At 62.0% G+C, this 19,236-nt stretch carries 18 protein-coding genes; 8 read left to right on the top strand and 10 right to left on the bottom strand.

Annotated features, from left to right (window positions below; translation table 11 throughout):
- Positions 1-11: 11 nt before the first annotated feature.
- Both M5G17_RS21485 and M5G17_RS21490 read left to right on the top strand, forming a co-directional pair.
- A complete protein-coding gene (locus tag M5G17_RS21485; RefSeq protein WP_273894890.1) occupies positions 12-1,289 on the top strand; it encodes an NAD(P)/FAD-dependent oxidoreductase in 1,278 nt (425 codons plus the stop codon).
- A complete protein-coding gene (locus M5G17_RS21490; protein ID WP_273894891.1) occupies positions 1,286-2,104 on the top strand; it encodes a sulfite exporter TauE/SafE family protein in 819 nt (272 codons plus the stop codon). Before M5G17_RS21485 ends, M5G17_RS21490 begins: the two co-directional genes overlap by 4 nt.
- Before the next feature lie 4 nt (positions 2,105-2,108).
- Here the strand turns inward: M5G17_RS21490 and M5G17_RS21495 are convergent, their stop codons facing one another.
- Positions 2,109-2,996: a LysR family transcriptional regulator gene (locus M5G17_RS21495; RefSeq protein WP_045199374.1), complete on the bottom strand. Its 888-nt coding sequence runs from the start codon at positions 2,994-2,996 to the stop codon at positions 2,109-2,111.
- Positions 2,997-3,132: 136 nt separating this feature from the next.
- Between M5G17_RS21495 and M5G17_RS21500 the strand changes: the two genes are divergently transcribed.
- Positions 3,133-4,782 carry a GMC family oxidoreductase gene (locus M5G17_RS21500; RefSeq protein WP_273894892.1) on the top strand — a complete coding sequence of 550 codons (1,650 nt, stop codon included), beginning with the start codon at positions 3,133-3,135 and terminating at the stop codon, positions 4,780-4,782.
- Positions 4,783-4,882: 100 nt separating this feature from the next.
- Positions 4,883-6,505 (top strand): MFS transporter, encoded by a 1,623-nt coding sequence (locus tag M5G17_RS21505; protein WP_273894893.1) that lies wholly within the window; start codon positions 4,883-4,885, stop codon positions 6,503-6,505.
- Between the two features lie 173 nt (positions 6,506-6,678).
- Here the strand turns inward: M5G17_RS21505 and M5G17_RS21510 are convergent, their stop codons facing one another.
- The 4 genes from M5G17_RS21510 to glyQ all read right to left on the bottom strand — a co-directional run bounded on the left by M5G17_RS21510 (position 6,679) and on the right by glyQ (position 11,046).
- Complete coding sequence (locus tag M5G17_RS21510; protein WP_273894894.1) at positions 6,679-7,449, bottom strand: lysophospholipid acyltransferase family protein; 771 nt, start codon at positions 7,447-7,449, stop codon at positions 6,679-6,681.
- A 61-nt stretch (positions 7,450-7,510) separates the two neighbouring features.
- Entirely contained in the window at positions 7,511-8,044 is a 534-nt protein-coding gene (gene gmhB, locus M5G17_RS21515; protein ID WP_273894895.1) for a D-glycero-beta-D-manno-heptose 1,7-bisphosphate 7-phosphatase, read from the bottom strand.
- Positions 8,045-8,047: 3 nt separating this feature from the next.
- Positions 8,048-10,102, bottom strand: coding sequence for a glycine--tRNA ligase subunit beta (glyS, locus tag M5G17_RS21520; protein WP_273894896.1), 2,055 nt, complete (start codon positions 10,100-10,102; stop codon positions 8,048-8,050).
- Positions 10,099-11,046 carry a glycine--tRNA ligase subunit alpha gene (gene glyQ / locus M5G17_RS21525; protein ID WP_038997882.1) on the bottom strand — a complete coding sequence of 316 codons (948 nt, stop codon included), beginning with the start codon at positions 11,044-11,046 and terminating at the stop codon, positions 10,099-10,101. Before glyQ ends, glyS begins: the two co-directional genes overlap by 4 nt.
- An 82-nt stretch (positions 11,047-11,128) precedes the next feature.
- On the opposite strand from glyQ, the gene M5G17_RS21530 reads away from it, so the two are divergent.
- Together M5G17_RS21530 and M5G17_RS21535 are read left to right on the top strand one after the other, a co-directional pair.
- Positions 11,129-11,725 (top strand): DNA-3-methyladenine glycosylase I, encoded by a 597-nt coding sequence (locus M5G17_RS21530; protein WP_273894897.1) that lies wholly within the window; start codon positions 11,129-11,131, stop codon positions 11,723-11,725.
- Positions 11,718-12,605, top strand: a complete 888-nt coding sequence (locus tag M5G17_RS21535) for a lysophospholipid acyltransferase (protein WP_273894898.1) — start codon at positions 11,718-11,720, stop codon at positions 12,603-12,605. Before M5G17_RS21530 ends, M5G17_RS21535 begins: the two co-directional genes overlap by 8 nt.
- Before the next feature lie 141 nt (positions 12,606-12,746).
- Here the strand turns inward: M5G17_RS21535 and M5G17_RS21540 are convergent, their stop codons facing one another.
- Genes M5G17_RS21540 through def form a run of 5 tightly spaced genes read right to left on the bottom strand, consistent with a single transcriptional unit; the run spans position 12,747 to position 17,267 of the window.
- The gene (locus M5G17_RS21540; RefSeq protein WP_273894899.1) at positions 12,747-13,058 is read right to left on the bottom strand and encodes a tetratricopeptide repeat protein; all 312 of its coding nucleotides are present in this window, start codon (positions 13,056-13,058) and stop codon (positions 12,747-12,749) included.
- Between the two features lie 12 nt (positions 13,059-13,070).
- The gene (gene trkA, locus M5G17_RS21545; protein WP_130262158.1) at positions 13,071-14,444 is read right to left on the bottom strand and encodes a Trk system potassium transporter TrkA; all 1,374 of its coding nucleotides are present in this window, start codon (positions 14,442-14,444) and stop codon (positions 13,071-13,073) included.
- A gap of 19 nt (positions 14,445-14,463) precedes the next feature.
- Positions 14,464-15,774: a 16S rRNA (cytosine(967)-C(5))-methyltransferase RsmB gene (gene rsmB / locus M5G17_RS21550; protein ID WP_273894900.1), complete on the bottom strand. Its 1,311-nt coding sequence runs from the start codon at positions 15,772-15,774 to the stop codon at positions 14,464-14,466.
- Positions 15,771-16,703 carry a methionyl-tRNA formyltransferase gene (fmt, locus tag M5G17_RS21555; protein WP_273894901.1) on the bottom strand — a complete coding sequence of 311 codons (933 nt, stop codon included), beginning with the start codon at positions 16,701-16,703 and terminating at the stop codon, positions 15,771-15,773. Before fmt ends, rsmB begins: the two co-directional genes overlap by 4 nt.
- 57 nt (positions 16,704-16,760) lie before the next feature.
- Positions 16,761-17,267 (bottom strand): peptide deformylase, encoded by a 507-nt coding sequence (gene def, locus M5G17_RS21560; protein WP_038605133.1) that lies wholly within the window; start codon positions 17,265-17,267, stop codon positions 16,761-16,763.
- A gap of 241 nt (positions 17,268-17,508) precedes the next feature.
- Between def and dprA the strand changes: the two genes are divergently transcribed.
- On the top strand, positions 17,509-18,609 hold the full coding sequence (dprA, locus tag M5G17_RS21565) for a DNA-processing protein DprA (protein WP_273894902.1): 1,101 nt from the start codon (positions 17,509-17,511) through the stop codon (positions 18,607-18,609).
- 37 nt (positions 18,610-18,646) lie between these two features.
- On the top strand, positions 18,647-19,204 hold the full coding sequence (gene tsaC / locus M5G17_RS21570; protein ID WP_130262162.1) for an L-threonylcarbamoyladenylate synthase type 1 TsaC: 558 nt from the start codon (positions 18,647-18,649) through the stop codon (positions 19,202-19,204).
- Positions 19,205-19,236: the final 32 nt, after the last annotated feature.

Here is a 19,236-nt window from a genome sequence, read left to right on the forward strand (position 1 = left end):
GGATCCTTGCCATGCCTGCTCAACTCTCCTCTGCCGAGGTACCGAAAGGCGACCACCATAAAGTGCTGATTGTTGGTGCCGGTGCCGCCGGTATCGCTGCCGCTTCCAGCCTGATCAGCCGAGACCCTTCGCTGGATGTCGCCATCATCGACCCGGCCGAAGTTCACTACTACCAGCCTGGCTGGACCATGGTCGGTGCCGGTATCTTCCGGGCGCCTTCGACCGCGCGCACCATGGCGTCGACCATTCCCGCCGGCGTGCAGTGGATCAAGGCACGGGTCGAGACGTTTGACCCGCAGGCACAAACCGTCAGCCTCAATGACGGCCGCGTGCTCAGTTACGAGCAGTTGGTGGTCTGCCCTGGGCTCAAGCTCGACTGGGACGCCATCGAAGGCCTGAGCCAGACACTCGGGCGCAATGGCGTGACCTCCAATTACCGTTACGACCTGGCGCCGTACACTTGGCAACTGGTACAGAACCTGCGCGAAGGCCGGGCGCTGTTCACCCAGCCGCCGATGCCGATCAAGTGCGCCGGTGCGCCTCAAAAAGCCCTGTACCTGTCGTGTGATCACTGGCTGCGCAATGGCCGATTGGGCAACATCCAGGCGCAGTTCTTCAATGCCGGCGGCGTACTGTTCGGGGTGCCCGACTATGTTCCGGCGCTGATGGAGTACATCGACAAGTACGCCGTGGACTTGCAGTACGCCCATCGCCTGGTGGCGGTCGATGGCCCGGGTAAACGGGCGACGTTTGTGCGCACCCTGCCCGATGGCAGCACCGAAACCCGCATTCAGCCCTTTGACATGCTGCATGTGGTGCCGCCTCAGGTTGCACCGGAATTCATCCGCAACAGCCCGCTGGCTGACCAGGCCGGCTGGATCGATGTCGACCCGGCCACTTTGCGTCACAAGCTCTACGGCAACATCCACGCCTTGGGTGACGGCATCAATACCAGCAACGCCAAGACCGCAGCAGCTGCGCGCAAGCAGGCACCGGTGGTGGCCAACAATGTGCTGGTGGCGCTGGGCCGCTTGCCCAATCTTGCTCACTACGATGGCTATGGCTCCTGTCCGTTGACGGTCGAGCGCGGCAAGATCGTGCTCGCCGAGTTCACCTATGGCGGCAAGCTGTCGCCGAGCTTCCCACGCTGGCTACTCGACGGCCGACGGCCTACGCGCCTGGCCTGGCTGCTGAAGGCGCAGATCCTGCCGCCGCTGTACTGGCGCTGCATGCTCAAGGGTCGTGAGTGGCTGGCCAAACCCCGAGTTGCCGCCGAGGGTCTGCGGTGATTGAGCATCAATTCGTAGCGGCAGGTTTGGGGGTGATCATCGGTGCGGTGCTGGCGCTGACCGGCGCCGGTGGTGGCATTCTTGCCGTGCCCTTGTTGGTGTTCGGCTTGGGTTTGTCGATGGTCGAGGCGGCGCCAGTGGGCTTGCTGGCCGTCGGCATGGCCGCGGCAGTGGGTGCCCTGTTGGGATTGCGCCAAGGCCTGGTGCGTTATCGCGCGGCGCTGTTCGTGGCGTTGATCGGCATCGCTGTTGCGCCCTTCGGGCTGATGCTGGCCCATCGCTTGCCGAACGGGCCATTGGCCCTGACCTTTGCCCTGGTGCTGGTCTATGCCTGTGCACGCATGCTGCTCAAGGCGCACCGCGAGCTGCGTGGGCAGCCGCCATTGGGGCAGCGCATGGTCATGCCTTGCGTGCTTAATCCCTTGCAGGGGCGTTTGCGCTGGACCCTGCCCTGCGCACGCGCCCTGGCGTTTACCGGCGCCCTGTCTGGTTTACTGTCGGGGCTGCTGGGTGTCGGTGGTGGTTTTGTGATCATTCCGGCGCTGAGCCGTTATACCAACCTGGACATGAAAAGCATCGTTGCCACGTCCCTGGCGGTGATTGCCCTGATCTCCACCGGCAGCGTGGTCAGCGCTACAGTTGGCGGCGCCATACAGTGGACAGTGGGTGCCCCCTTTGCCGGTGGCGCAGTGCTTGGGTTGCTGTTGGCGCGTCAGGTCGCTGGCAAACTGGCCGGGCCGCGACTGCAGCAACTGTTCGCTACTGTGGGGATCTGCGCGGCAGTGCTGTTGGCGGTCAGAACCTTGGCCAGCTGACGCCCTACTCTGCCAGTAAGGCGTCCTGCTCTTGTGCGCACAAGGCCAGGAGAAAATCCCAGACGACCCGTAGCCGTACCGACTTGTGCAACTCGCGGCGGGTACAGATCCAGTAGCTGCGCTGGATCGTCTCGCTGGGCAGCACCCGTACCAGCGCCGGATCGTGGCGGGCCATGTAGTTGGGTAGCACGGCAATGCCCAGGCCGGCGCGAGCGGCTTGTTGCTGGGCGATCACGCTGGTGCTGCGAAACACCACATTCGGCGCTCGGCAGAAGCTGTTCAAAAACAGCAGTTCCTGGCTGAACAGCAGGTCGTCGACGTAACCGATCCAGCTGTGCTTGGCCAGGTCTTCGCGGTGGTTGAGCGCCGGCGCCTGCGCCAGGTACTCGGGGCTGGCGTATAGCGCCAGGCGATAGTCGGTGAGTTTGCGGGTTATCAACAGGTCGGCATTGGGCCGCTCCAGGTGAATGCTGATTTCTGCCTCGCGGTTGAGGATGCTGACAAAGCGCGGCACCGCCACCAGCTCCACTTCAAGGCCCGGGTAGCGTTCGAACAGGCTGCCCATGCGCGGAGTGAAGAACATGATGCCGATGCCTTCGGTCACCCCCAGGCGAATCTTGCCCAGTGGCGTGATGGCCTGGGTGATCTCTTCCTGAGCCAGCAGGGCGACGTTTTCCATCGCTTCGGCATGCTTGAGCAGGGCCTGGCCGGAGGGCGTCAGTTCGTAACCCTGGGCGTGCTGAACGAACAGGGCTGTGCCTAGGCTCTGCTCGATATTGTCGATATGCCGGGCCACGGTGCTGTGGGTGGTGTTGAGGCGCTTGGCTGCGGTCAGTAGCCGGCCACTGCGCTGCAACTCGAGAAAAAACCGCAGATCATTCCAGTCGAACATGCTTTTCCTTGTGAATCGGTGTTCACGGACGTTGTGTTAAAACGCACAGCACTTGAGTGAAATCTAACGTTTTCATCCCGAAATTAATCAATAACATGGGCTGGGACAAGAATAATAATCAGGCGCGAGGTTGCCCATGCCATCAGCCGATCCTGTCTACGATTATGTGGTGGTGGGTGCCGGCCCTGCCGGATGCCTTCTGGCCAATCGCTTATCTGCCGACCCAGGCTGCCGGGTGCTGCTGCTCGAAGCCGGTGGGCGCGACAACTACCCCTGGATTCATATCCCGGTGGGTTACCTTTACTGCATTGGCAATCCCCGTACCGACTGGTGCTTCAAGACCCAAGCGCAACCGGGCCTCAATGGCCGTGCTCTGGGTTATCCACGGGGCAAGGTGCTCGGTGGCTGCTCCTCGATCAACGGCATGATCTACATGCGCGGCCAGGCGGGCGACTATGATCGCTGGGCCGAGCAAGGCAATGCCGGTTGGGCCTGGAAGGATGTGCTGCCGCTGTTCAAGGCCAGCGAAAACCACTTCGGCGGCGCCAGCCAAGCCCATGGGGATCAAGGCGAGTGGCGGGTCGAACAACAACGTTACTCCTGGCCGATCCTCGATGCGTTCCGCGAAGCCGCGGCGCAGAGCGGCATCGCCAGCGTTGACGACTTCAACACTGGGGATAATCAGGGCTGTGGATACTTTCAGGTCAACCAGCGTTCTGGTATTCGCTGGAATTCGGCCAAAGCTTTTTTGCGGCCGATCCTCAAACGCCCCAACCTGACTGTACTGACCGATGTGCTGGTTGATCAGGTGCTGTTGAAAGACGGCCGTGCTGATGCAGTACGAGCCCGCTGGCAGGGCGACTGGCAGCACTTCAGCGCGCGCCGGGAGATCATCCTGTGCGCAGGTTCCGTAGGTTCCCCCGGGATCCTGCAACGCTCCGGCATTGGTCCACGTGGTTTGCTCGAGCGCCTGGGGATAACCGTTCGACATGAGCTGCCTGGCGTCGGTGGCAACCTGCAGGATCATCTGCAATTGCGCTTGATCTACCAGGTTAGCCAGGCGCGAACCCTCAACCAGGTCGCCAACAGCATCTGGGGCAAGCTCGGTATGGGCTTGCGTTACCTCTATGATCGCAGCGGGCCGTTGGCGATGGCACCAAGCCAGTTGGGCGCCTTCGTTCGCTCCGGCCCCGAACAGGCTTCGGCCAACTTGCAGTACCACGTACAGCCCCTGTCGCTGGAACGTTTTGGTGAACCGCTGCACCGTTTCCCGGCCTTTACCGCCTCGGTGTGCAACCTGCGCCCTGCCAGTCGCGGGCGTATCGATATCTGCTCGGCCAACCCGGACGATGCACCGCTGATCGATCCCAACTACCTGAGTGACCCCGAAGACCTGCGCGTCGCCGCCCAGGCCATTCGCCTGACCCGCAAGATCGTTCAGGCCCCTGCCCTGGCTGCCTTCAACCCGCGCGAATACCTGCCGGGCCCGGACTTGCAAAGCGAAGAGCAACTGCATGAAGCCGCCGGGCAGATCGGCACCACCATCTTCCACCCGGTGGGCACCTGCCGGATGGGCAGCGGCGCGCTGGATGTGGTCGACGACCAGCTACGCGTGCACGGTGTGCCGGGGCTGCGCATTGCCGATGCCTCGATCATGCCGCACATCGTCTCCGGCAATACCTGCTCACCTACCTTGATGATTGCCGAGAAGGCGGCGCAACTGATTCGACAGGGGATGTTATCCACAGCCAGCATCGACGAAAAAAGCACAGTACCGACGCCCTGACCGGGGTGCGTAGCAATAACGACGCCGGACGCAGTCTGCCGGTGACGACAGTGGAACAACAAAAATAATCACTGGGGCCTGCAGGCCGAGGACAGCAACGATGTCGGATTACATTCAAGAGCAGGGCGCTGCAACGGCGAGCAACAGTCGCCGGGAAGAACGCAAGATCATTTTCGCGTCATCCCTCGGCACGGTGTTCGAGTGGTATGACTTTTTTCTCTACGGGGCGTTGGCCGCGGTCATCAGCAAACAGTTTTTTGCCGGGGTAAACGATACCACCGCCTTTATCTTCGCCTTGATGGCCTTCGCCGCCGGTTTCCTGGTAAGGCCTTTCGGTGCGCTGGTGTTTGGCCGCCTGGGCGATATGATCGGGCGCAAGTACACCTTCCTGGTGACTATCGTGCTGATGGGGCTGTCGACCTTTGCCGTCGGCCTGTTGCCAACCTACGCCAGCATCGGTATCGCGGCACCGATTATTCTGGTGGTGCTGCGTATGCTTCAGGGCCTGGCGCTAGGAGGTGAGTACGGTGGCGCGGCGACCTATGTTGCCGAGCATGCACCCCCCGGCAAACGCGGCTTCCATACCGGCTTCATTCAGTCCACAGCGACCCTTGGCCTGCTGCTGTCATTGCTGGTGGTCCTGGGCAGCCGCTATATCAGTGGCGACCAGTTCGAAGTCTGGGGCTGGCGTCTACCGTTCCTGTTGTCGATTGTCCTGCTGGGGATTTCCACCTGGATCCGCATGAGCATGCATGAGTCGCCTGCTTTTGTGAAAATGAAGGCTCAGGGCAAGCTCAGCAAGTCACCCATTCGTGAGTCCTTCACCTCCTGGCCAAACCTGAAAGTGGTACTGACCGCACTGTTCAGCATTAATGCGGGCCAGGCGGTCACCTTCTACACGGCACAGTTCTATGTGCTGTTCTTCATGACCCAGATGCTCAAGATGGACCCGGCCCAGGCCAATACCTTGCTGATCATCAGTGTGGTGATCGGTGCGCCGTTCTTCGTATTCTTTGGCTGGCTGTCCGACCGTATCGGGCGCAAACCGATCCTGATGCTCGGCTTGTTGCTGGCAACGGTGCTCTACTTTCCGCTGTTCAAAGCACTGAGCCATTACGCTAACCCACAGATCGATGCCGCCAGCCGTCAGGCACCTATTGTGGTCATGTCAGACCCGCAGGCATGCACCTTCCAGTTCGATCCGGTGGGCAAGGCGCGGTTTGACAGCCCCTGCGACAAGGTCAAGACCTTCCTGGTCAAACAGGGCCTGCCTTATAGCTCGGCTGAGGCTGTTGCGGGCGCCGAGGTGGTGGTGAGTATCGGCGAGCAGAAGATCAGCGGCTTCGACGAAGCGGCCATGCGTACAGCCATCGAAAAGGCCGGCTACCCGGCCAAGGCAGACCCTGCCAGCGTTAACCAGCCGATGGTGGTGTTGCTGATCGTGGCGATGATCCTGATCGCGACCATGACCTACGGACCGCTGGCAGCGGTGATGGTCGAGCTGTTCCCGACCCGCATCCGCTACACCTCCATGTCCCTGCCCTACCACATCGGCAACGGCTGGTTCGGTGGCTTCCTGCCGACTGTGTCGTTCGCTCTGGTGGTATACACCGGCGACATCTTCTATGGGCTCTGGTACCCGGTCCTGATCACCGGTATCAGCCTGGTGGTGGGGCTGTTCTGCCTGAAAGAAACCCGGGACGTGGATATCGACAAGGTTTAAGAAACTACGGGTACAAAAAAACCGGCGCAAGCGCCGGTTTTTTTATGCCGCGGAAAAACTTATGCACGATTTTAAGAAATCAGTCATACAGAGAAATAAATAGCTAAATTAGTAACTTAGCGAATTTTTATCTGAGAAATCCCAATACTGTACACAAGTTATCCACAGATCGCTCAGGCTACGCCGTGTGCTTGATTTGGCACAGCTGCTGGCAGCGAGCCGAGGTCGCGCTGGGCTTGTTCGTTCCACGCCGCTGCGCGGTCGTTTAGCTCGGCAATGGCCCGTGGGCCGCTGCCCTCTGCGTACATCGGAGCACCAATCACTACCTCGATGGTGCCCGCACGTTTGCTCCAGCCCTGCTTGGGCCAGAACTTGCCGGCGTTGTGGGCGATCGGCAGCACAGGCAGGTCGGCGTTGACCGCAAGCGCCGCACCGCTGCGCGAAAACTTGCCGATCTGGCCAAACGGCACGCGGGTGCCTTCAGGGAAGATCAGGACCCAGACGTTTTCCTTGAGCAGTTTGTTGCCCTTGCTGGCGACTTGCTTCAAGGCTGCCTTGGGGTTGTCGCGGTCAATGGCGATTGGTCGCAGCATGGCCATGGCCCAGCCGAAGAACGGCACGTACAACAGTTCACGCTTGAGCACCTGGCTCAAGGGCGAGAAATAGGCGGAAAGGAAAAAGGTTTCCCAGGTGCTCTGGTGGTTGGAGAGGATCACGCAAGGCTGCTTGGGGATGTTCTCAGCTCCGGTGACCTTGACCTTGATGTTGAGAAACACCCGTACCAGCACCAGCGCGAAGCGGCACCAGTAAACGTTGATGAAGCGGTAACGGGCGCTGAATGGCAGAAACGGCGCGATAAAAAAGCTCAGGGTGCACCACAGCAAGGAGCTGGTACCCAGCAGCAGGTAAAAAAGAAAAATTCTGATCGCCTGCAAGATCGACATAGCGGCATGTACCGTTGCGGGCTTGCCCGCCTAGTAAAAGTGCGCCTGTTGTGCAGACGCGCTATTTGTGGATAAGTTCTCTGGCGATGGCTGCCAGATCATCGAAAATAAGCGTATTTTCAGGAATCCCCTTGCTCAGGGTCTTCTCGCCTTTTCCGGTTTTTACCAGAATCGGTTGAGCATCGACGGCCAAAGCGGCTTCCAGGTCACCCTTACTGTCACCAACAAACCATACACCGGCCAGATTCACCTGGTAGTGCACGGCAATGGTGCTCAGCATTCCCGGCTTGGGTTTGCGGCAGGCGCAGCCCTCATCGGGCCCATGCGGGCAATAGACGATCATCCCGACCTCGCCCCCCTGCTCGGCCACTAGCTCGCGCAGGCGCGCATGCATGGCCTCGAGGGTAGCCAGGTCGTAGTAGCCACGGGCAATGCCGGACTGGTTGGTGGCAACGGCCACCGTCCAGCCGGCTTTGCTCAACTGCGCAATCGCATCGATCGAACCGGGGATTGGAATCCACTCGTCCAGCGACTTGATGTAGGCGTCGGAGTCCTGGTTGATCACCCCGTCCCGATCGAGAATCAGCAGCTTCAAGACTTACCCCAGCAACGAAATGTCGGCAACGCCCAGGAACAGACCGCGCAGGCGGCTGAGCAAGGCATAGCGGTTGGCGCGGACATTGGCATCGTCGGCGTTGACCATCACCGCCTCGAAGAAGGCGTCGACCGGTTCGCGCAGGGCAGCCAGGCGTGCCAGCGATTCGCTGTACTGGCGAGCGGCGGCCATTGGCTGCACAGCCTGGTCGGCCTGCTGGATCGCCGAGTACAGGGAGAACTCGTTGGCGTTGTCGAAGTACTTCGGCTCGACCGTGCTGGCGACAGCGCCCTCGGCCTTGCTCAGCAGGTTCGACACACGCTTGTTCACCGCGGCCAGGGCAGCGGCTTCGGGCAGCTGACGGAAGGCTTGTACGGCCTGCACGCGTTGGTCGAAGTCCAGTGCCGAACCCGGCTTGAGGGCACGCACCGACAGGTAGGTGGCAACGTCGATACCTTCGTCTTCATAACGGGCACGCAGGCGATCGAAGACGAACTCCAGGACTTGCTCGGACAGGCCTGCGGCCTTGATCTTGGCACCGAACTGGCTGACGGCGAAGTTCACCGCCTCGTTCAGGTCCAGGTCCAGCTGCTTCTCGATCAGGATACGCAGTACGCCCAGTGCTGCACGGCGCAGGGCGTAGGGGTCCTTGCTACCGGTCGGGAGCATGCCGATACCGAAGATACCGACCAGGGTGTCGAGCTTGTCGGCAATCGCCACCGCCGCACCGGTCAGGGTCGACGGCAGTTCAGCGCCAGCACCGCGCGGCATGTACTGCTCGTTCAGGGCCAGGGCGACGTCTTCAGGCTCGCCGTCGTTGAGGGCGTAGTAGTAACCGGCAACACCCTGCATCTCAGGGAACTCACCGACCATCTCGGTGGCCAGGTCGCACTTCGACAGCAGGCCGGCACGTGCCGCGCGCTGGGCGTCGCCGCCAATGCGCTGGGCGATGAAGGCTGCCAGCTTGGCAACCCGCTCGGCCTTGTCGAAAACGCTGCCCAATTGAGCCTGGAACACCACGTTTTTCAAGCGTTCGTTGAAGCTTTCCAGCGCCTGCTTCTTGTCTTGCTTGAAGAAGAACTCGGCGTCGGTCAGGCGCGGGCGCACGACCTTCTCGTTACCTTCGACGATCTGCTTCGGATCGCGGCTCTCGACGTTCGCTACAGTGATGAAGCGCGGCAGCAGCTTGCCGTCGGCGTCCAGCAGGCAGAAGTACTTCTGGTTGTCCTGCATGGTGGTAATCAGTGCTTCTTGCGGCACCTCGAGGAAGCGTTCCTCGAACGAGCACACCAGCGGCACCGGCCATTCAACCAGTGCGGTTACTTCGTCGAGCAGCGCCGGCGGCACGATGGCGCTGCCTTCCTGCTGCAGGGCGAGTTCGGCAGTACGCTTGCTGATCAGCTCGCGGCGCTCGGCAAAATCTGCCAGGACGTAGGCCTTGCGCAGGTCTTCCTGGTAGTTGGCCGGGGCGGTGATACGCACGTTTTCCGGGTGGTGGAAGCGGTGGCCACGGGATTCGCGACCGGCTTTCTGCGCCAGCAGGGTGCAGTCAACCACCTCGTCACCGAGCAGCATGACCAGCCACTGGGTCGGACGCACGAACTCTTCCTTGCGCGCACCCCAGCGCATGCGCTTGGGGATTGGCAGGTCGTTGAGCGAGTCCTCGACGATGGTCGGCAGCAGGCTGGCGGTGGCCTTGCCCGGGATGTGCTGGGAGAAGCGCAGTTTGGCGCCGCTCTGGTCGATATCCGAGAGCTCTACACCGCACTTCTTGGCAAAGCCCAGGGCGGCCTGGGTTGGCTTGCCTTCCGCGTCGAAGGCAGCCTGGCGTGGCGGGCCGTCGAGGTTGACGCTGCGGTCCGGCTGCTGGGTGTCGAGGTTGCGAATCAGCACGGCCAGGCGGCGCGGTGCGGCGAACACCTGCTTGTCGGTGTAGTTCAGGCCAGCGGCCTGCAGGCCTTTCTCGATACCGGCGAGGAAGGCATCACCCAGGCTGCTCAGGGCCTTGGGTGGCAGTTCTTCGGTGCCCAGTTCAACCAGGAAATCTTGAGCACTCATTGTGCAGCCTCCAGCTTAGCCAACACTTCATCACGCAATTCAGGGGATGCCATCGGGAAGCCCAGCTTGGCGCGGGCTTGCAGGTAGCTCTGGGCCACGGCCCGGGCCAGGGTCCGTACGCGCAGGATGTAGCGCTGACGCTCGGTCACCGAAATGGCGCGGCGGGCATCGAGCAGGTTGAAGGTGTGCGAGGCCTTGAGGACCATTTCATAGGTCGGCAGCGGCAGCTCCAGCTCGATCAGGCGGTTGGCTTCGCTCTCGTAGAAGTCGAACAGTTCGAACAGCTTTTCGACGTTGGCGTGCTCGAAGTTGTAGGTCGACTGCTCCACCTCGTTCTGGTGGAACACGTCGCCATAGGTCACCTTGCCGAACGGGCCGTCGGTCCAGATCAGGTCGTAGACCGAATCCACACCCTGCAGGTACATGGCCAGGCGTTCCAGGCCGTAGGTGATTTCACCAGTGACCGGCAAGCACTCGATGCCGCCCACTTGCTGGAAGTAGGTGAACTGGGTGACTTCCATGCCGTTGAGCCAGATTTCCCAACCCAGGCCCCAGGCGCCGAGGGTCGGCGATTCCCAGTTGTCTTCGACGAAGCGAATGTCGTGCACCAGCGGGTCGAGGCCGATGGCTTTGAGCGAGCCCAGGTACAGTTCCTGGAAGTTCGCCGGGTTCGGCTTGAGGACTACCTGGAACTGGTAATAGTGCTGCAGGCGGTTCGGGTTTTCGCCATAACGGCCATCCGCCGGACGACGGCTAGGCTGCACATAGGCGGCGTTCCAGGTTTCCGGGCCGATGGCGCGCAGGAACGTGGCAGTATGGAAAGTGCCGGCGCCTACTTCCATATCGTAGGGCTGAAGCACCACACAACCTTGCTCGGCCCAGTAGTTCTGCAGGGCGAGGATCAAGTCTTGGAAGGTACGCACGGCTGGCGTAGGCTGGCTCACGAAATTCACCTGTTTCTAGGGCTGCGAATATAAAGAGCGGGAGTATAACCCGATTCGCGCAGGCCTCTACCCTTGGAGCCTTATGCCACGTTGCTTTTGGTGTACCGACGATCCGCTTTACCAGGCTTACCACGACGAGGAATGGGGCACGCCGCAGCGCGACCCCGGGCAGCTGTTTGAAATGCTTCTGCTCGAAGGCTTCCAGGCCGGGCTGTCGTGGATCACCGTGTTGAAGAAGCGCGAGCGCTACCGCCAGGTGCTGTTCGGCTTCGATCCGCAGCGCCTGGCGCAGATGAGCGACGAAGAAATCGAAGAGCGCATGCTCGACCCGGGCATCATCCGCAACCGCCTCAAGCTCAATGCCGCGCGGCGTAATGCCCGGGCCTGGCTGGCGCTGGAAAACCCGGCGCAATGGCTCTGGTCGTTTGTCGCAGGCTCCGCCAAGGTCAATCATTTCAACCAGCGCAGTGAAGTCCCGGCCGTGACCGCTGAAGCCGAGGCCATGAGCAAGGCGTTGCGCAAAGCCGGCTTCACCTTTGTTGGCCCGACCATTTGCTACGCCTTCATGCAGGCGACCGGCATGGTCATGGACCACACCACCGACTGTGATCGTTACGCCGCGCTTGCCCAGGGGGTTACAATGGCCGGCTTGCAGAAAGAGGAACCAGCTTGTGGATAAGTTCAAGGGCGCCCTGATGGTCGGGGCGTTGCGATTGTTTGCCAAGCTCCCCTGGAGCGCCGTACAGCGGGTCGGCGCAGCGATTGGCTGGATCATGTGGAAGGTGCCGAACAGTTCACGCAACGTCGTGCGCATCAACCTGGCCAAGTGCTTCCCGGACATGGACCCGGTTGCCCGCGAGCAACTGGTGGGCCGGACCCTGATGGACATCGGCAAGTCCTTTACCGAAAGCGCCTGTGCCTGGATCTGGCCGGCCCAGCGCTCGCTCGACCTGGTGCGCGAGGTCGAAGGCCTGGAAGTGCTGCAGGCGGCCTTGGCTTCGGGCAAGGGCGTGGTCGGTATCACCAGCCACCTGGGCAACTGGGAAGTGCTCAACCACTTCTATTGCAGCCAGTGCAAACCGATCATTTTCTACCGCCCGCCCAAGCTCAAGGCGGTCGATGACCTGTTGCGCGAACAGCGCGTGCAACTGGGCAACCGCGTGGCGGCGTCGACCAAGGAAGGCATCCTGAGCATTATCAAGGAAGTGCGCAAAGGGGGTCAGGTGGGTATTCCGGCCGACCCTGAGCCGGCAGAGTCGGCGGGGATCTTTGTGCCGTTCTTCGCCACCCGGGCGCTGACCAGCAAGTTTGTGCCGAACATGCTCGCAGGCGGCAAGGCGGTCGGGGTGTTCCTGCATGCCCTGCGCCTGCCGGATGGTTCCGGCTTCAAGGTCATCCTGGAAGCGGCGCCCGAGGCCATGTACAGCGAAGACACCGAAACCTCTGCTGCGGCCATGAGCCAGGTGGTCGAGCGCTATGTACGGGCTTATCCGAGCCAGTACATGTGGAGCATGAAGCGCTTCAAGAAGCGCCCGGCGGGCGAGCCGCGCTGGTATTGAGGGCCCTTGCACCCTTGTAGGCGCTGGCTTGCCTGCGATCGGCGGCGAAGCCGTCGTAAATCCTGAGTCCCGGTTGTATCTGACAAACCTAGGACTCAGGTTCTGCGGCCGCTGCGCGCCCGATCGCAGGCAAGCCAGCTCCTACAAATTCTTATCCAGCTTCTTCAGAAACACCGTCATCTCTTTCTCGGCCTGCTTGTCGCCATGGGCCTTCGCCGCTTCCAGCCCCTGCTCCCAGGCTTGGCGCGCACCTGCCAAGTCACCCTCAAGCTGATGCGCCTTGCCCAGCAGCTTCCACGCCGCCGAGTACTTGGGATCAAACTCGATGCAGCGCTGCAGGTGTACAGCCGCCTCGGCGCCGTTGCCATCGTCGAGCCAAGCTTTGCCCAGGCCGAAGCGCAACAGGGCGTTATCCACACCCTTGGCCAGCATTTTCTCCAGTGATTCGCGCATTCCAGGTCCCTCTTAGAAGAAGCTCAACCCTACATGGAACAGCTTCTCGACGTCACGGATGTACTTTTTATCCACAACGAAGAGGATCACGTGGTCACCGGCTTCGATCACTGTGTCGTCATGGGCGATCAGCACTTCTTCGTCGCGGATGATCGCGCCGATTGTAGTGCCGGGTGGCAGGGCGATGTCTTCGATGGCCTTGCCGATCACCTTGCTCGACTTCGAGTCACCGTGGGCAATCGCTTCGATGGCCTCGGCCGCCCCGCGACGCAGCGAGTGCACGCTGACGATATCGCCGCGGCGCACGTGGGCCAGCAGGGTGCCGATGGTAGCCAGCTGCGGACTGATGGCGATATCGATCTCGCCGCCCTGGACCAAGTCGACATAGGCCGGGTTGTTGATGATGGTCATCACCTTGCGCGCGCCCAGGCGCTTGGCCAGCAGCGAGGACATGATGTTGGCTTCATCATCGTTGGTCAGGGCCAGGAAGATGTCGGCTTCGGCGATGTTCTCTTCGAGCATCAGGTCGCGGTCCGAGGCACTGCCCTGCAGTACCACGGTGCTTTCCAGTGTGTCGGACAGGTGCCGGCAGCGCGCCGGGTTCATCTCGATGATCTTCACCTGGTAACGGCTTTCGATCGCCTCGGCCAGGCGCTCGCCGATCTGCCCGCCGCCGGCGATGACCACCCGCTTGTTGGTTTCATCGATACGTCGCAGCTCGCCCATCACCGCACGGATGTGCGCCTTGGCAGCGATGAAGAACACCTCGTCGTCGGCTTCGATGACCGTATCGCCTTGCGGCAGGATCGGCCGGTCACGGCGGAAGATCGCGGCCACGCGGGTGTCGACATTGGGCATGTGCGCGCGGATCTGGCGCAGTTGCTGGCCGACCAGCGGCCCGCCGTAGTAGGCCTTGACCGCCACCAGCTGGGCCTTGCCTTCGGCGAAATCGATCACCTGCAGGGCGCCGGGGTGTTCGATCAAGCGCTTGATGTAATGGGTCACCACTTGCTCGGGGCTGATCAGTACGTCAACCGGGATGGCCTCATTGTCGAACAGGCCGGCGCGGGTCAGGTAGGCCGATTCACGCACCCGGGCGATCTTGGTCGGGGTATGAAACAGGGTGTAGGCGACCTGGCAGGCGACCATGTTGGTTTCGTCGCTGTTGGTCACCGCCACCAGCATGTCGGCATCGTCGGCGCCGGCTTGGCGCAACACGGTCGGGAACGAGGCGCGGCCTTGCACGGTACGGATGTCCAAGCGATCACCGAGGTCGCGCAGGCGGTCGCCATCGGTGTCGACCACGGTAATGTCGTTGGCTTCGCTGGCCAGGTGTTCGGCCAGCGTACCGCCGACCTGCCCTGCGCCGAGGATGATGATCTTCATCCGCTGTTCCCTTCTCTTGTTATCCGCGCGCGGCGGCGATTTTGATCAGCTTGGCATAGTAGAAGCCGTCGTGTCCGCCTTCCTGGGCCAGCAACTGGCGGCCATGGGGTTGGCGGATACCGGCCTGGGTCGCCAGGTCGAGCTCGCGGGCACCGGGGGTACGAGCGAGGAAGGCCTCGATCACTTCGGTGTTTTCCGTCGGCAGGGTCGAGCAAGTGGCGTAAAGCAGGATGCCGCCCACTTCCAGGGTTGGCCACAGGGCGTCGAGCAATTCGCCTTGCAGGCTGGCCAAGGCTGCGATGTCGTCGGCCTGGCGGGTCAGCTTGATGTCCGGATGACGGCGGATCACGCCTGTGGCCGAGCATGGCGCGTCGAGCAGGATCCGCTGGAAGCCCTTGCCGTCCCACCAACTGGCGGTGTCGCGGGCGTCGCAGGCAATCAACTGGGCGTCGAGGCCCAGGCGGTCGAGGTTCTCGCGCACGCGGGTCAGGCGTTTGGCTTCCAGGTCGATGGCGACCACGGCGTCGAGCCCGGCCTGGGCTTCCAGCAGGTGGCAGGTTTTGCCACCCGGCGCGCAGCAGGCGTCGAGCACGCGCTGGCCGGGAGCCAGGTCAAGCAGGTCGGCGGCCAGTTGCGCGGCTTCGTCCTGGACGCTGATCCAGCCCTGGTCGAAACCGGGCAAGCCGCGTACATCGCAGGCCTCGGCGAGCAGGATGCCGTCGCCGCTGAATTGGCATGGCGCCGCTTCGAGGCCGGCATCACGCAGCAGTCCGAGGTAAGCGTCACGGCTGTGATGGCGGCGGTTGACCCGCAGGATCATCGGCGGGGGGGGATTGTTGGCCGCGCAGATGGCTTCCCATTGCTCGGGCCAGAAGGCCTTGAGCGACTTTTGCAGCCAGCGCGGGTGCGCAGTGCGTACGACCGGGTCGCGCTCAAGCTCAGCGAAGATTTCGCTGCTTTCGCGTTGCGCGCGGCGCAGCACGGCGTTGAGCAAACTCTTGGCCCAAGGCTTTTTCAACTTGTCGGCACAGCCAACGGTTTCGCCGATGGCGGCGTGTGCAGGGATGCGCGTGTAGAGCAACTGGTACAGGCCGACCAACAGCAGCGCCTCGACGTCGGCATCGGCAGCCTTGAACGGTTTCTGCAGCAGGCGCTCGGCCAGGGCCGATAGCCGTGGCTGCCAGCGCGCGGTACCGAAGGCCAGGTCCTGGGTCAGGCCACGGTCACGAACTTCGACCTTGTCCAACTGGCCTGGCAGGGAACTGTTCAGCGAGGCTTTGCCACTGAGTACTGCCGCCAGGGCGCGGGCGGCTGCAAGACGTGGGTTCATTGGCCAAGCACCGTGCCGATGGCGAACTTCTCGCGGCGGCTGTTGAACAGGTCGCTGAAGTTCAGCGCCTTGCCACCCGGCAGTTGCAGGCGGGTCAGGCACAGCGCCTGATCAGCGCAAGCGACGATCAGGCCGTCCTTGCTGGCAGCGAGGATTTCACCTGGCGTGCCCGAGTCTGTGGATAAGCTTGCGGCAAGCACCTTCAGCGCTTCACCGTTGAGCGTGCTGTGGCAGATCGGCCATGGGTTGAAGGCGCGAATCAGGCGTTCCAGCTCAACAGCCGGGCGAGTCCAGTCCAAGCGCGCTTCGTCTTTGTTCAGCTTGTGTGCATAAGTGGCCAGGTTGTCGTCCTGGACTTCACCCTGCAAGGTCCCCGCAGCAAGACCGGCAATGGCTTCAAGTACCGCCGGCGGGCCCATCTGGGCCAGGCGATCATGCAAGGTGCCACCGGTATCACTGGCGCTGATCGGGGTGCTGACCTTGAGCAGCATGGGTCCGGTGTCCAGGCCTGCTTCCATGCGCATTACCGTCACCCCGCTTTCGCTGTCACCGGCCTCGACCGCGCGCTGGATCGGTGCGGCGCCGCGCCAGCGTGGTAGCAGCGAGGCGTGGCTGTTGATGCAACCCAGGCGCGGAATATCCAGCACCGCTTGCGGCAGGATCAGGCCATAGGCGACCACCACCATCAGGTCGGGCTTGAGGGCGGCCAGTTCCGCTTGTGCCTCGGCATTGCGCAGGGTCGGCGGTTGCAGGACCTGGATGCCGTTATCCACAGCCAGTTGCTTGACCGCGCTTGGCATCAGTTTTTGCCCTCGACCGGCCGGGCGGTCCGGCTGGGTGTAGACCGCCACCACGTCATAGGGGCTGTCGATCAGGGCTTTGAGGTGTTCGGCGGCAAACTCTGGGGTGCCTGCGAAGACAATGCGCATGGAGTTCTCGCTTAAAAAGAAAAAGGCTTGCCGGAGCAAGCCTTTGGGAAGAGGAGATCAAGCTTGCTGGCGGTGCTGCTTTTCCAGCTTCTTCTTGATCCGGTCGCGTTTGAGCGTCGACAGGTAGTCAACGAACAGCTTGCCGTTGAGATGATCGCATTCGTGCTGGATGCACACTGCCAGCAGGCCTTCGGCGATCAGTTCGTACGGCTTGCCGTCGCGATCCAGCGCCTTGACCTTGACCCGCACCGGGCGATCGACGTTCTCGTAGAAGCCGGGTACCGACAGGCAGCCTTCCTGGTACTGATCCATTTCGTCGGTCAGCATCTCCAGTTCCGGGTTGATGAATACCCGTGGCTCGCTGCGATCTTCGCTCAGGTCCATGACCACGATGCGCTTGTGCACGTTGATCTGGGTGGCGGCGAGGCCAATACCAGGGGCTTCGTACATGGTTTCAAACATGTCATCGATCAACTGGCGAACGCCGTCGTCGACTTCGGTCACCGGTTTGGCGATGGTGCGAAGGCGCGGGTCCGGGAATTCGAGGATGTTCAGAATGGCCATAAGCGTATGAGCTGCACTGTGCGATGAATTACAAACATGAGTACACATAATAAAGGGATTCGGTGCATTCGGCACCTGGCAAAGGTCAGCTAAGGTTTCAGGGTGCTTTTCCAGCCGTGGCTGCAAGCCCGAAGGGATGCTTGCGAGGGCAATTCTTCAACCGGTTGTCAAAGTATTATCAACAGAGTTATCCACAGCTTTTTCACGGCTGGCCCAGGCTGTCCGATCAAGGATGATCGTCATGTCGCAACCCTTATCGCCGGTGTGCTCTCCCGCCGAACTCGAAGCGCGCTTGCGCCTGCATTTGCTGCCGTCCCTGGGACCGCGGCGTTTTCATACATTGATCCAGGCCTTCGGCAGCGCCTCGGCGGCACTCAGTGCACCGGCCACGGCCTGGCGTGCGCTTGGCGTGCCTGCGCAGAGCAGCGATGGCCGGCGCAGCCATGAAGTGCGGGACGGCGCGGCAGCGGCAATGCGCTGGCTAGAGGCCCGCGACCAGCATTTGCTGATGTGGGACGACCCAGGCTACCCGGGTTTACTGGCTGAACTTGAGGATGCCCCGCCGCTGCTGTTCATCGCAGGCACCCCGGCCATCCTGGAAAAACCGCAATTGGCGATCGTCGGCAGTCGCAGGGCTTTGATGCCGTCGCTCGATACCGCCGCAGCCTTCTCGCGCAGCCTCGCCCGGGGTGGCTTTGTCATCACCAGCGGCTTGGCTCTGGGGGTCGATGGTGCTGCGCATCAGGCTGCCCTGGAGGTTGGCGGGCAGACGATCGGCGTGCTGGGCACCGGTCTGCAAAAACTTTATCCACAGCGACACAGGGCGCTGGCGGCGGCAATGATCGATCAAGGCAGCGCCGTGGTCTCAGAGTTTCCGCTGGATACCGGGCCTGTGGCCGGAAACTTTCCCCGGCGTAACCGGATCATCAGCGGCCTGTCGCTGGGGGTGCTGGTGGTCGAGGCGAGCCTGGCCAGTGGCTCGCTGATTACTGCGCGTCTGGCGGCCGAGCAAGGCCGGGAGGTATACGCCATTCCGGGCTCGATTCATCACCCCGGCTCCAAAGGCTGTCACCAGTTGATCCGCGACGGTGCCTTACTGGTAGAAACCGTCGAGCAGATCGTCGAAACCCTGCAGGGTTGGCAGCGCTTGCCGCCGTTGCAATCGGCTGTAAGCGCCAGCCATGCCCTGGTCGAGCTGTTGCTGGCCGCGCCGCAGACCACCGAGGGCCTGGCCAGCAGCAGCGGCTGGCCGTTACCCAGGGTGCTGGCGGCCCTGACCGAGTTGGAACTGGCTGGCAGGATCTGTAGTGAAGCCGGACGTTGGTTTGCCCGGCCCGGCTAAGTACACTGCTCATATGCCTTTATGCGGAGTGAAAGCAATGGTGAGCTGTTGGCGTGTGCAACAAGCCGCGCGTGAAATTCGGGCCGGTGCGGTGATTGCCTACCCGACCGAGGCGGTCTGGGGCCTGGGCTGTGACCCGTGGAACGAAGAAGCGGTGGATCGCCTGCTGGCGATCAAGTCGCGTTCGGTCGACAAGGGGTTAATCCTGATCGCCGATAATATTCGCCAGTTCGACTTCCTTTTCGAGGATTTCCCCCAAACCTGGCTGGACCGCATGTCTGCAACCTGGCCGGGACCGAACACCTGGCTGGTGCCGCATCAGAACCTGCTGCCAGAGTGGATTACCGGCGTGCATGACACCGTCGCCCTGCGTGTCAGCGATCACCCGGTGGTGCGTGACTTGTGTGCGCTGGTCGGGCCATTGGTATCGACCTCGGCCAACCCCCAGGGACGTCCTGCGGCCAAGTCGCGTTTGCGCGTCGAGCAGTATTTCCGTGGCCAGCTGGACCTGGTCCTGGGTGGCGCCCTGGGCGGGCGGCGTAATCCCAGTGTGATTCGTGACCTGGCGACCGGGGAAGTGGTGCGGGCGGGATAAGCCTTATCGCGGGGCAAGTTGACCAGTTCAGC

It is taken from the genome of Pseudomonas rubra (genome assembly GCF_028656935.1).
Classification (GTDB): Bacteria; Pseudomonadota; Gammaproteobacteria; order Pseudomonadales; family Pseudomonadaceae; genus Aquipseudomonas; species Aquipseudomonas rubra.

Bases quoted from the DNA above. Each gene is read 5' to 3' on its own strand.
- glyS (WP_273894896.1), bottom strand. From the start codon at position 10,102: ATGAGTGCTCAAGATTTCCTGGTTGAACTGGGCACCGAAGAACTGCCA.
- M5G17_RS21495 (WP_045199374.1), bottom strand. From the start codon at position 2,996: ATGTTCGACTGGAATGATCTGCGGTTTTTTCTCGAGTTGCAGCGCAGT.
- M5G17_RS21500 (WP_273894892.1), top strand. From the start codon at position 3,133: ATGCCATCAGCCGATCCTGTCTACGATTATGTGGTGGTGGGTGCCGGC.
- M5G17_RS21530 (WP_273894897.1), top strand. From the start codon at position 11,129: ATGCCACGTTGCTTTTGGTGTACCGACGATCCGCTTTACCAGGCTTAC.
- M5G17_RS21540 (WP_273894899.1), bottom strand. From the start codon at position 13,058: ATGCGCGAATCACTGGAGAAAATGCTGGCCAAGGGTGTGGATAACGCC.
- M5G17_RS21485 (WP_273894890.1), top strand. From the start codon at position 12: ATGCCTGCTCAACTCTCCTCTGCCGAGGTACCGAAAGGCGACCACCAT.
- trkA (WP_130262158.1), bottom strand. From the start codon at position 14,444: ATGAAGATCATCATCCTCGGCGCAGGGCAGGTCGGCGGTACGCTGGCC.
- tsaC (WP_130262162.1), top strand. From the start codon at position 18,647: ATGGTGAGCTGTTGGCGTGTGCAACAAGCCGCGCGTGAAATTCGGGCC.
- M5G17_RS21505 (WP_273894893.1), top strand. From the start codon at position 4,883: ATGTCGGATTACATTCAAGAGCAGGGCGCTGCAACGGCGAGCAACAGT.
- dprA (WP_273894902.1), top strand. From the start codon at position 17,509: ATGTCGCAACCCTTATCGCCGGTGTGCTCTCCCGCCGAACTCGAAGCG.
- fmt (WP_273894901.1), bottom strand. From the start codon at position 16,703: ATGCGCATTGTCTTCGCAGGCACCCCAGAGTTTGCCGCCGAACACCTC.
- rsmB (WP_273894900.1), bottom strand. From the start codon at position 15,774: ATGAACCCACGTCTTGCAGCCGCCCGCGCCCTGGCGGCAGTACTCAGT.
- def (WP_038605133.1), bottom strand. From the start codon at position 17,267: ATGGCCATTCTGAACATCCTCGAATTCCCGGACCCGCGCCTTCGCACC.
- M5G17_RS21510 (WP_273894894.1), bottom strand. From the start codon at position 7,449: ATGTCGATCTTGCAGGCGATCAGAATTTTTCTTTTTTACCTGCTGCTG.